A 12,021-nucleotide genomic window follows, 5' to 3' on the forward strand; every position below is an offset into this window, starting at 1 on the left:
TTAGGCACGCCGCCAGCGTTCGTCCTGAGCCAGGATCAAACTCTCATGAAAAAATTTCATAAGTCTACTTGACTCATTTCTTTACTAGCTTGTTTTTTACCCAGCTTGTCTGCTGCTGAATTGTTGGTTGTTCATCAAGTTTACCTCGATGACCCTCACATTCTTGGTGTGTCTTTGTTTAGTTTTCAATGTGCTCGCTGTCACCACGTGACAACTTTTATATCGTACCATCCTCTATTGGAGAAGTCAACACTTTTTTTCGACTTTCTCAAATATTTTTTTGGATTGTTGGTCTGTCTTTTTCAGACGAACATTAATATATCACGCCACTTAGCTAGAGTCAAGCCCAAATGGCAAGAAATTTTCATAAGTGACAAAATCAAAAAAAGACCGGGACAAAGTCCCAGTCTTTGATTGATTAGAAGCCACTTGCGCCGCCGCCACCACCGGAACCACCGGAGGAGCCACCACTGAAGCCACCACCGAAACCACCGGAGTTGCTACCGGAGTAGGAGTGGTCTTGACTATAAGTAGAAGCCGAGCTCACATTGGATGAGATGGATTGACTGAGCACATGGCTGTAGAGGCCAGTATTATAGTACATAGGATAGTAGGTCATGCCTTCTACCAACTCTGCTTGGGTAAATTGAACCTTGAGGGCATCCAAGACCTTGTCCGCTATACCAAAGGCAATCGCATAGACTAGGTACTCCTCCCACAAGGCCAAGGAGGCAATGTCCCGCATATTCATTTGCCCTACATCTTCTAGCATCTTGGCGAAGCCATGCCACTCTTGATAGAGTTGGTCTTCCTCTGCCGTCCGGAGTGGTCGAACTGATACGGTAATCATAAAGACTACATTCAGGACGATTTCAAAGAGGGCTAGGCCCAGTGCCCACCAACCTACTTGTTCTAGGAAAGGATGATTGGTGGCCATGACACCCGCAAAGAGGGCTACCCCACCTAGGATGACATTGAGGATAATGGCCCCAATGGCTTGGAAACGTAGGCTGTTATTCTTGTCTCGCGCCGATTCCACTAATTGTGATCCGGCGATACTAGCGCGGCTTTGGAAGTTTTCGTAGGCCGCCAAACGTTTCTTGGCAAAATGCCGGTTCTTCTTCATGCGTTTTTCCAAGTCTTCTAGGGTGACACTGGTTTCATCATCTGGGAAGAGGAAGGTCAAGACTGCCCGTTCATGACCTTGAAGCGGATAGTCGGCTACCTCGTCTGTCAGCTTGGTGACACGCGCGGTCATGGAACTATTGCTGAAGATACCGCGATTTTCGCGACGTTCTTCCTCTAACTCTAAGTACCCCTTACGGGCTAAGTCCGCAACTGTTGCTGAGAAGTCATCGGGATTAGGTTCCCCACTAGAACGGAAGACAGCGGAAGTGACAACTGCTGGCGCCGTATGTGAGGGCAAGTTGTAGTTGTGAATTGGCAATTGAACCGGATTTGGATTCAACTGGCGACGTAACTTAAAGTATTTACGCCAGAGGTGAAAGGGAAGCAAGGACATGAGGATCATAGCGCCCCATTGGACCGCACTCGTGGCATACTTCTGGCTTTCATAGGCCTTGCGGTCTGCTTCTGCTTGGGCCGCTTCCTTAGATTCAATTTCTTCCTTCATATTCTGATTAACGACATTGGTATTGTGTGGCGTCAAGGACGTTGGGAAAATGGTATGCACTTCGACAAAGCGATTGGCTGGTGTCCCATTAGATTTAAGGATCACGACAGAGCGTCCATTTTCTTGGCCAAGTTCTACTGTCCCGCTACCTGTACCGCCGTGGGCCCAGGCTTTGAAACTATCCTTATCGGTAATTTGGCCTGGTGGCAAAATAACCTTGGCGGTGACATCAGTTTTGAAGTCTACCCCTTCCCCAATTAGCTTACGGTTGAATTCCGCCGTATCGGCATAGTTGGTTACGATGTGGTTGAGGGTATACTCAGCCACAAAGGTGACCTTCTTATTGCTGACCGGGTAATAAGCCTTGAAGGTTTTGACATCGCGGTTGGATTGGATGTGGAAGGTCTTAGGCCGCTTAGAGTCCAACTTATCCTCAGTGAACTCTTCTAGTTTGTCGCCATTTTCAACACCGATTTTGTAGGCACCTAATTCAAAGCCACCTGTATCCACCTTGAGGAGGGCACCATTCATGAAACTGGCGTCAAAGACCCATTTCTGGGTAAATTTAACATTCCCTTCAGCCGTAATCTCGGCAGTGACATCTTGATTGGTAATCTTATAAGATACTTCGGCAGCACGTATCTGACTAATAGGTCCCGCAAGCGCGAGCACTAGGGCCATTAATGCTAACCAAAAGAATGAGCGTCGCTTCATCTTATTTTCCTCCTTTATGGGCTTGTGACGTTGGTATTAGGCTTGGTCACTACTTGGTGTTCCACTGCGTCGACCAAGACGGTACGGGTACTTGCTTCATCTTGACTATAGGTAATCTCCCAAACGGGCGTGTAGACATCAAAGTCCTGCAAATTAACCGTACGATAGTAACCTAGGCTAATTTGTTGGATGGTCGAGCCATCCGGAATATAGGTGTCGACCCGGGTCTCCAGAAGTTTGAGGGCATCCTTGACACTAATCAGAGCAATGGGTTGGTCCAAGACCTTAAAATCACTCTGATAGGTCTGGGTGTATTCCCGCAATTGGAAATCCGCATTGAAACTCAGTCGCAACTCAGAACTCCCGTCCAGGACAGGGTAGCCATCATAAGCCACCATGTAGAAGGTTAGGGTCCGAGATTCTGGACTGAAGGACCAAACCGTATATTCTGCCCCCCGAACAAAGTATTCAGGCCGATCCAAGAAATTACGGCGAATGTCTTCTACCTGCTCTTGGGTCAAGGTCTTGCTATCGCGATCAAGTCCGAGACCCAAATCCAGTGGCTGATCAAAGGTCGATTGTAAGATTCCATTATTATAACGGGCGGTCTGACCTTGAAGGGTGCCACGCTCCTTGTCGAGGACTTGGCTAGTTTCCGTCTTAACAACGGGCAGCTGATAGCTTTCATTTGATAGGGTCTGGTTGATTTTAATGTTACGGTTTTTGAGCTGGGTCTCAATGCTGACATTGGTGACCTGCCCACTATTGGTCTGTCTGACCTGCTGCTTGGTAATCAGGGTAAAGGCCAGATAGGCATCGAAGAAGATGAAGAAAATTAAGAGCAAAATCTGGGTTCGTTTAAAATCCATTATTCTTGGCCCCCTTCATCTAGGGTATTTACACCTTGTGGGCTGGTCCCCTCGCCACTTGCTACATCTGAACTTGAGGCATCCTGGTTATGTCGCAACTCACCGCGATTAAGGCGTTCCAAGGAGATATAGCGCCCCTTGTATTCGACATAGTACTTAGGAATAAAGGTCACCAACTGGAAATTCTCCATATTGGCCTGCCATTCATAGGCCACAAAAATCTGGTCTAAATCAGTCGTCACCATACCTTGTTCATGCAGCTGGGAAACCAAGCTACTTGCTGAATCTAGGTCGGTTGCTTTACTCTTGTCGTCAATATGCGAACGCAGGCTCAGGAAGGAGCCGGAAAAGCGTGTCACCTTGGGCGACAAATTAAATTGCAGGCCTAAGTAATAAGGCGAGGCATCCGACATGAGCGGATAGCCGTCTAGATAGCGCTGGTAATAGAGCGTGTTGGTACTATTATTGGTGGTCAAACGCAGGCCTTGGGTCCAGACTCCGTATTTCTTCATTTCGGCAAATGAATCCATGATAATCTGGTCGCGATGGACCGAACTGCGGTTCTGAACGGCTTCGCTCCGTGCAGTGTAGACATGACTATCGGAGTTGACATCGAGTTCCAAGTCCAGGGTCTTATATTTTTTCTCCCCGCTTTCCCCACTATCGGTAATGGAGTAGTTGTCCGAACCAAAGAAGAGACCAATCAGATTAGCTTCCGATTCTTTCTTAAGGGTATAGACCTGACTTGGCAGGCTAAAGGCTTCGGTCCGAATCAGTGCCTTGCCCTTGGCTAAAGGCACTTGGGACATGGCCGTCCAAGTACTCAAGTCTTGGGTCACCGTCTGATAGAGGCTAGCAAAGTCCCAGCCATTGAGGGGCACCCGGACATAGGTCTCATCTACCTGATTAACTAAGTAGAGAGCTTGGGGCTCCTCTTTCAAGAGCCAGATTTGGTCGGCCTCAAAATCGAGTGGCGGGCCGTCCTTAGACTTGAACCATTGTCCCCACAAGGAGACTGGCAAACGGTCAGCAAAACGCAGAATCAAACGAGGACTGGTCGACATGTTGGCAAAAGTCGTTGAAGACTCTACCACATCAAAGTCGCCCCCTAGTTCACTCGGTGTCTGAGCTAAGGCTGCCGTCACCTGGTCCAGATGACTGGCACTAGCCTCCCAGTAACCGCCTGCTTCATAGGCATCTAGGGCTACGGGAGCTAGCACATCGGTTAACTTCATGCCGGCTACTTGCCGATTGAGACTATCCACTTGCTCATTACGAACGGTTTGTTGTGGCGTTTGCGAATTAGCACCATAGAGAAAATCAGGGTTGGTTAGAAGCAACCAAGAAAGGACCCCGCTAGTTAGGACAGCCAGAATTAAAGTAATAGGAATAAAGAGACGGCGAATCATCAATCATCCCACCCTTCATCATCAAAGTCCATTTGCAGATAAGGGAGATCAAAACCAAAGGTCGAACCCTTGCCTTCCACACTGGTCGCCCAGATTTTCCCACCATGCAGTTCAATGATTTCCTTGGAAATAGCCAGACCAAGCCCTGTCCCCCCCTGCTCACGCGACCGCGCTTTATCGACACGGTAGAAGCGTTGGAAGAGATGTGGGATATCCTTCTGCGGAATCCCTAGCCCCTGGTCCTTAATGGACAAGTGGACATGGGAATGGGAGTCTTCAATCTTCACGACGATGACACCCCCATCAGGAGAATACTTGATGGCGTTGTTTAAGATATTATCAATCACTTGGGTCACGCGGTCCTGGTCAATTTCCAGGTAGATTTCCCGTGAGGTGAAATCCCGCTTAAGCTTGAATTTCTTCTGGTCAGGATTCTGTTCCAACATAAATTCAAAGCGATCCAGAATATGACTGACCATGCGCTTAAAGTCGATGTATTCTAGGTTGAGTTTATATTGACCTTCGTGAATCTTGGATAGATCCAGCAGGTTACCAATCATCCGCATCATACGGTCGGTTTCCAACTGAATGACATTAAGAAACTGAGGCGCAATGACCTGGTCCTTCCATGCCCCTTCGCGCAGGGCTTCGGTATAGGACTTAATGGAAGTCAATGGCGTCCGCAATTCGTGGGAGACGTTGGATACAAAGTCCCGTCGCTCTTGCTCGGTCTTCTCTTGTTCGGTGACGTCTGTTAAGACACAGACCACCCCGGTAACGAAGCCGGTCTCACGGCGAATAACGGAGAATTCCCCCTTGAGGATGGAATACTCTCCATGGTCTACCCAATCCATAAGGATTTCCCGGTCATCACCTAGCAAGTCGGTCAAGGTATATTGATCCTTGAGCCGCAAGAGGCGAATAATGGAAATCCCGATGGCGGATTGTTGGTCGATACCCAAGAGTTGCAGGGCGCGCTCATTGACCAGCAGGACATTACCGCGCCGGTCGGTCGCAATCACCCCGTCAGTCATATAACGGAGAATCCCGTCCAAACGTTGACGTTCGGATTCAATTAATTCTTGGGAGTCCTTAACCTTGACCGATAATTCATTAAGGGTCTTGGCCAGTTCGCCTAACTCGTCATTCCCAAAAATCTTGGCCGGGTAGTTATAAATCCCCTCCGAAATCCGCAGGGCTTGTTGGCGCATGTTTTCAATGGGCAGGGTTAAGCCTTGGGAGAGCACTAAGGCTAAGATAAAGCTCCCCACAATAGCAATCACAGCCGACTGGATGAAGACGCTCATGACACTCTGAGTCTGTTCATAGACCCGGTTCATGTTGGCCGTCACCCGGACCGCCCCTACCACCGTATTATTCGACTGACTCAAAATCGGCTTAATCGTGGTGTAGGTATGACGCTTGTTATTGACATCATACTCTGAAAACTTAGAAGAGCGTTGGCTAACCAACGCTTCCCTCACATTATTATCATTGGTCTTGGCCAGTGCTTCTGACTGGTCCAAGGCGTTATTTGACGCGATAATCCCATCCTTAGTGTTGATGATTTGGATACGGGTCAAATTACTATTTGAGAAGGTATCAATGACCTGAGTCAGACGGGCGCGTTCATCCGTCTCACTCAAGCGTTCTTCTAAGATTGGCGTCACATTGTTAACCAAGAACTCTACCTGGGTATCAATCTGATCCTGGTAGTTCTTGAGCGTACGGCTCTCGTATTGGTTAACGAAGTAGACCCCCACGAATTGGAAAGCAATCAGCAGAATAATAATGATTTGAATCGGAATTTTAAAATGGATCGATTGAAATAATCGTCTGATTCGCTTCATATACTAGAACTTCCTATTCTTGATCTGGGTTCTTCAAGAGGTAGCCGACCCCACGACGAGTCACAATATAAGTTGGGTGGCTTGGAATATCTTCAATTTTCTCCCGCAGACGACGGATGGTCACGTCGACCGTCCGCACATCCCCGAAGTAATCATAATCCCAAACAGTCTCAAGGAGATGTTCTCGGGTCATGACTTGGCCAATGTGGCGGGCTAGGTAGTGGAGTAATTCGAACTCCCGGTGGGTCAGTTCAATTTCTTCCCCGTGCTTAGAGATAATGTAGGCATCTTGGTGAATGACCAGATCTCCTACTACAATCTCGTTTTTATTGACTTCTTGTGGCTCAGGTTCCTTGACTAGATTGCGACGTAAGTTAGCCTTAACGCGGGCAATGAGTTCACGGTTAGAGAATGGCTTGGTGACATAGTCATCTGCCCCTAACTCTAAACCTAAGACCTTGTCAATCTCTGAATCTTTGGCGGTTAACATGATAACAGGCACAGCGGATTGTTTGCGAATTTCACGACAAACTTCCAAACCGTCCATCTTGGGTAACATGAGGTCTAAAATCACTAAGTCTGGTTGACTCTTCTCGAATACCTCTAATGCTTGTTCACCATCATAAGCTTTTTCAATGGCATAGCCTTCGTTTTCTAAGTTAAAAGAAATAATATCAGAGATTGGCTTTTCATCATCTACGACTAGAATCTTTTTCATATGGTTCATCCTTTCTCATGACGTTCTAGGTTCAAATGGGTGAGCCTTCCCCTTAAGGTCTCACTCCTTTATTATAGCGGGTTTTGCGGGAATATTAAAGCCCTTACGCTCAAGTTTTCTACTTATGTCAAAGCTTGCTCGGACTTGTAATCTAATAGACAAGTATTTGAAAAGAAACCTTAAACAAAAGGTAGGGCCTTTTGTTTAAGGTTTCCAAATTAAAGGCGTTTAATCATTAGAAGATGATAACTGGCATGCCGACTTCAACTAATTGGTAAACTTCTGCCATGGTACCTGGTGGTGTGTTGATACAGCCTAAAGAACCATTCGATAGGTAGGCTTCGCCCCCGAAGGAAGCTTGCCAGTTGGCATCGTGAATCCCTTGGCCAGTGTCATCAAATGGAATCCAGTAATCAACCGGTTGTTGATATTCCTTCTGAGTATGTGGGTTGTAACCCTTGAGGGTTGAAGGAGACTCCTTATTCCAAGAAGCGTAGGCCCCGGGGATAGTGGTCGTCCCAGGGCGACCGGTTACGACTGGTGTTTCCAGTACCTTCTTACCATCCTTGTAAATAAACATCATTTGGTGGGCAATGTCGACTTCGACATAGCTTGGACCGATATCATTTTCCTTGTCAGCATAACCCGTCCCAACAACCGTTGGTTCACGCTTGATGGTACCACCCTTGTTAAGGTCTGCTACAATCTTCTCTGCCTCTGCCTCAGAGTCAATGGACCACCCTAGGGTCCCTGGTTGCACATCGACCACCCCAGATAAGGTTGAAGCAAATTTACGCGTTTTGTTGATGGTCGCGTATTTGGTGTTGAGTTCCTTGACATAGTCTTGGACCTTGCTTTGGTCTACTACCAAGTTATTAGACTCATCGAATTGAATCCAGTCATTGATTTTATCTTTAGGAATGACTTCTTCCTTGCCTGAGATAGTCAAGGTAATTTTGGTATCCGCGACCTTGTTAATTTGATCCATGACTTGGGTAATCTTAGGATCATCACTCTTGATTTTTGGCTCTTGGTAGGCCGAATTGATTTCAACCGAGGTGTTACCTGATTGCACTTGAGAAACAATCAGTTCCTTAACCTTAGCTACGTCTAATTGGTTACCGGATTTTTCAGGGGTGACATGGTAACCTTGTCCGTTAGAATACTCGATCTTAGCATCTTCAGCCGCTGTCCGGTTTTGGTTGTTCAAGCCAAAGCCATCCAGAGTCTTGCTAAGGTTCTCGTCGTTAAAAGCCACGTGATTGAGCAAGACATTCTTATATTCGGTGGTGTTGAAGAAACTACCTACCCAACCGGTTGGGTCTTGTGAATTATAAGCTGATTCCAAAGCCTTGTTGGCATCTACTTGGACACCTGCTTGTTCTAAGGTAAAGCGTCCTACTTCTTTGCCGTTCTCTAGAATGGTTACTTCCTTCTGATTAAGGTCCTTGCCAATCTTATCCTCCGCTTCCGCTAAGGTTAAGTTGGAAATATCCAAGGAGCCAAATTTAGTATTGGCTTGGAATTTCTGGGCGTAGAAGCCTACACCGGCACTATAGCCCAAACCAGCTAACAGTAAAACTGTTGTCGTGCCAATGATTAATCCTTTTTTCATGATTTCTCGTCCTCACTTTTTCTCTTATTCAAATACAGATTTTAGCATCGAATTGTGAATTTTCTTTGACCCTTCCATTAATTATTCTATATAATTTTGTTTCTTTTGTAATATGAGGGTCTCAATAGCATGTGAAACACCGTCTTCTTCATTGGTTAAAGTCACAAAGTCGGCCTTGGCTTTGAGGTCGTCTGAAGCATTGCCCATGGCTACCGCACAGCCGGCAAAATCTAACATCTCAGCATCATTAGCCGCATCGCCTAGAGCCATGACTTGCTCAGGACGCAGACCTAAGTGACGGGCCAACTGGTCTAATCCACTAGCCTTAGAAACACCAACCGGCAGAAATTCTAGGATAACCTTCTGGCTCCGCACCATGGACAGAGCTTGCCAGTCGGTCGCCTCAATGGTCGGAATCCAAGCATCTAGCACTGCTTCCGGCGCCAGAATCATGGCCTTATTGAGTTGGCTATTGGCCAGGAAGTCTTCGTCGGAGATTGGCGTTACGTCTGTTTTAAGAAACTGGGCGTCGCGAGCTACCAAGGCATTAGGCGTTGGATCCCCTACTAGGTAGATATGGTCGCGGTCAAAGGCCACCAACTGAGCACCCTGGTCCTTGAGGGGCGCCACTAGTTCCAGCGCCCGTTGCCGCGCCGCTTGGGTCAAGAAGCGTTGGAAGACCGATTGGAAAGGCGCCTGGGCCGACAAGGTTTGCGCCCCATTTTGTAGAATCATAAAGTCCGACTCACTTAAGAAAGGCAGCTCCGGCACATAGAAGTCCACCCCAGGTAGGGTCCGACCGGTACAGATGACAATCTTAATGCCTGCCTCATGCGCCCGGGCCAGAGTGGCGACGTTGGTGGCACTAATGGTCTTTTGGTTGGTCAGCAGGGTGCCATCTAGGTCAATGGCGATTAAGCCAATATCCTGAGCTAGTTCTTGGCCAGATTCCTTGCTGTCTTCCATTTGTTCGGCGGCCATTTGTTGAAACTCGTTAAGGGCAGGCGCCGCCGCTTGGCGTTTGGACTCGGCTTTTTCTGCCACTTGTTGGCACCAGGTCTTATCCCATTGGGTGGCTAGGAAGTCTTCTACCTCTATTTCCTTTTCCTTGCGGACCATGAGCAGTCCATCTCCTAAAGGCAGGAGGCAGGCCCGTTGATCTTGATCGGTCAAGACGGCTTGGAAGAGCTCATTGAGCTTGCGATGAATCTTGCGCACCCGCTTAGGCCGTGTATCTAAGGCATCCATGATGGTGCCCGCTTGCAGGACATCATCAATCAATAGGACGCCCCCCATCTTAAGCAGACGCATACAGTAAGGATAGAACTCCAGATACTTGGCCTTGGCGCTATCCATAAAAATCAGATCATAGTGATTAGCCGGTAAGGTAGGCAGAATATCAGCCGCATCCCCTTCTAGGACCGTCACCTTATCCGCCAGACCGGCCTGCTCAAAGTTGGACTTAGCGCGTTCAAACATGAGGGCGTAGCGGTCAATCGTGGTTAAGTGGCCGTCAGATGCTAGGTGTTGAGCCATAAGACTAGCCGAAAATCCAATGGCGGTCCCGATTTCTAGGATTTGTTGAGGTTGGGTAGCGGCACAGAAAAAGTCCAAGAACTTGGCTGTTTCGTGAGGGACCACCGGAATCCCATTGGCATTAGCAAAGGCCTCCAACTGACCTACGACTCCTTCAAAAGGCAGTTGCCCCTCCCGCATCAAGTCGATTATTTTCTGCATGACCACTGGCCGGTGCATCATCTCGTTCAACATAGTCCTGTCTCCTTCTCCTGACTTATTCACTGTCTATTATAATGGAAAAGACTTAAAAGCAAAAGACCCAGCCTTTCTCATCAAACTTTTAGGCCTGGATTTGGTGCGAGGAGACGCCTTTTGGGGTATTTATATAAGAAGGAGGAAGTGCTATGTACCATCAAGAGGCAAGATTTTATCAGCTGATCAAGCAAAGAGGCCACTTATCCCAGGAGGACGAAGCAGACTACCTGCGTCTCTTAACTGGCTTAGAGGGCGAGGCGAGGCTTGCCCAAGTGATTCAAGACCTGGGGCTGTCTACTTTTTATCTGACTGATTTGTGGATCCCCCTGGGAAAGGGCACGCAAATCGATGGGCTTTTGCTAGTGCCCCAGGGGCTCTATCTAGTGGAAATCAAGCATTATGGCGGGCAGTTTCTCTATCAGGGATTTGCTTCCAGACTCAACGGGCGGCCTTATCAACATGACTTGCTGGGGCAAGTGGCCCGAGCCCAGAGCTTGTTGCAGCAATTTCTTAGGAGCCAGCAATTAGACTGCCAGTTAGTGTCCAAGTTGATTTTCAGCCAGGACCATTTGCAGGTCGAGGGCTTAGCTGCGGGTCAATATATGCTGTGGCCGCAGGCACTGACTTGGCTTCAGGGGCTGGCAGACCAGATGGCAGGTCAGCCTTGCAGTCGGCGCCAGCAGCTACTCTTGGATTTACTGGGGCCGCTCCAACATGCCAGCCCCTATCGACCGCGCCAATTGACTTCCATCGAGCGCCAAACTCTGCTAAGCGGTATTGGCTGCCCCCGTTGTTTGCGGCTGGGCATGACTTGTAGTCGTTATAAGGTTTCCTGCCCACATTGTGGGTTTAGGGAAGATAAAGCAGCCGCCTGTTTGCGAAGCGCCTGTGAGTGGGCTTTGTTAAATCATGACCTACCGCTGAGCCGCTCGGCAATTTCCAACTATGTGGGAAGCAAGCAATTGGACCGCACCCTGCAACGCCAACTAGCTAAATATTTCCACCCACTCCACAAAGGCCACCACGCCTGCTACCAAAATGATTACGCCACCGTTTATCAGTGCCTGTCTCAGTATGATGGAGTCTGAAGTTGGGGAGCCACGTCGCGTTGGAGGTCCAACGCGACATAGCGTGGACCCAATGCGACGTGGCGCGCTTTTTTTACCTCCTTTTGGGGCGGTTCGCCTCCTTTGGGCTCATGCCACGTCGTGTTGGAGGCCCAACGCGTCATGGCGGTTTCCCAATGCGACATGGCGCACTCGTTTACCCTCTTTTTGGGGGGATTCGGACCCTTGGGCTCGAGCCACGTCGTGTTGGAGGCCCAACACGACATGGCGGGCTCCCAATGCGACGTGGCGCACTCGTTTTGCTCTCTTTTTGGGGGATTTGGACCCTTGGATCTCGAGCCACGTCGTGTTGGAGGCCCAACGCGTCATGGCG

At 48.4% G+C, this 12,021-nt stretch carries 8 protein-coding genes; 1 reads left to right on the top strand and 7 read right to left on the bottom strand.

The genetic code is table 11. From position 1 onward, the window contains the following. Positions 1–418: 418 nt before the first annotated feature. From RWO08_RS09400 to RWO08_RS09430, 7 genes are all read right to left on the bottom strand, one after another. Complete coding sequence (locus RWO08_RS09400) at positions 419–2,347, bottom strand: DUF2207 domain-containing protein (protein WP_314211921.1); 1,929 nt, start codon at positions 2,345–2,347, stop codon at positions 419–421. 14 nt (positions 2,348–2,361) lie between these two features. Next, a complete protein-coding gene (yycI, locus tag RWO08_RS09405; protein WP_291429263.1) occupies positions 2,362–3,216 on the bottom strand; it encodes a two-component system regulatory protein YycI in 855 nt (284 codons plus the stop codon). Beyond that, the gene (yycH, locus tag RWO08_RS09410) at positions 3,216–4,625 is read right to left on the bottom strand and encodes a two-component system activity regulator YycH (protein ID WP_314211922.1); all 1,410 of its coding nucleotides are present in this window, start codon (positions 4,623–4,625) and stop codon (positions 3,216–3,218) included. Before yycH ends, yycI begins: the two co-directional genes overlap by 1 nt. Then, positions 4,625–6,475: a cell wall metabolism sensor histidine kinase WalK gene (walK, locus tag RWO08_RS09415; protein ID WP_291429267.1), complete on the bottom strand. Its 1,851-nt coding sequence runs from the start codon at positions 6,473–6,475 to the stop codon at positions 4,625–4,627. Before walK ends, yycH begins: the two co-directional genes overlap by 1 nt. A 13-nt stretch (positions 6,476–6,488) precedes the next feature. Then, positions 6,489–7,193 (bottom strand): response regulator YycF, encoded by a 705-nt coding sequence (gene yycF, locus RWO08_RS09420; RefSeq protein ID WP_070756843.1) that lies wholly within the window; start codon positions 7,191–7,193, stop codon positions 6,489–6,491. Between the two features lie 235 nt (positions 7,194–7,428). Beyond that, the gene (locus tag RWO08_RS09425) at positions 7,429–8,808 is read right to left on the bottom strand and encodes a peptidoglycan binding domain-containing protein (protein WP_314211923.1); all 1,380 of its coding nucleotides are present in this window, start codon (positions 8,806–8,808) and stop codon (positions 7,429–7,431) included. An 81-nt stretch (positions 8,809–8,889) separates the two neighbouring features. Continuing rightward, the gene (locus RWO08_RS09430) at positions 8,890–10,578 is read right to left on the bottom strand and encodes a Cof-type HAD-IIB family hydrolase (RefSeq protein ID WP_314211924.1); all 1,689 of its coding nucleotides are present in this window, start codon (positions 10,576–10,578) and stop codon (positions 8,890–8,892) included. 152 nt (positions 10,579–10,730) lie between these two features. Between RWO08_RS09430 and RWO08_RS09435 the strand changes: the two genes are divergently transcribed. Beyond that, a complete protein-coding gene (locus RWO08_RS09435) occupies positions 10,731–11,669 on the top strand; it encodes a nuclease-related domain-containing protein (RefSeq protein ID WP_314211925.1) in 939 nt (312 codons plus the stop codon). Positions 11,670–12,021: the final 352 nt, after the last annotated feature.

It is taken from the genome of uncultured Abiotrophia sp. (genome assembly GCF_963520105.1).
Lineage (GTDB): Bacteria > Bacillota > Bacilli > Lactobacillales > Aerococcaceae > Abiotrophia.